The sequence below is a fragment of the Peribacillus sp. P4_D6 genome (genome assembly GCF_056401795.1).
Genome location: NZ_JBFUIQ010000399.1, coordinates 1 through 606, shown reverse-complemented (window position 1 = coordinate 606; position 606 = coordinate 1). Strand labels below are relative to the sequence as shown.

Below are 606 nucleotides of genomic sequence, written 5' to 3'. Positions count from 1 at the left end.
AAGTTATCCCAGTCTTATAGGCAGGTTGCCCACGTGTTACTCACCCGTCCGCCGCTAATCTCAGGGAGCAAGCTCCCATCGATTCGCTCGACTTGCATGTATTAGGCACGCCGCCAGCGTTCGTCCTGAGCCAGGATCAAACTCTCCGAAGAAATGTTTGACTTGCTCATTTGCTTTTTTGATAGTGTGTGCTCACTTAAAATTTAACGTTGGCGCTTTGTTTTGTTCAGTTTTCAAAGAGCAATTTGTTGTAGTTTTTTTCAACTAATTCATCGTAACATAACGTTGAATAGTTGTCAACTTCTACGAAGTATTTCTTTTTTAAAATCGCTCATTAATTAGGCGACTTCATTATCATACTGCTATTTTTCTTTAGTGTCAACATTTAATCCGTAAAATAAGAATCTCTAATAACACTTTCCTCTTGAAACCATCTTGTTAATGAATACAAAAAAAACACCCTATGTGTTTCATCTTTAAATTAATCAACTGGGACGCACTAAAATAATCGATGGATCATTCAATATGAATATAAAAGTTCGTACGAACAGACTATTGAGTGACACCACCAATTAACAACAGTTCCTAAATCGTAACCACTAGGGG

General features: G+C 37.5%; 1 rRNA gene. It reads right to left on the bottom strand.

Annotated elements, in window-relative coordinates:
- Nucleotides 1–152 (bottom strand): 16S ribosomal RNA (locus tag AC1DVB_RS27850); the annotation flags it as partial.
- Between the last annotated feature and the right edge of the window lie 454 nt (nucleotides 153–606).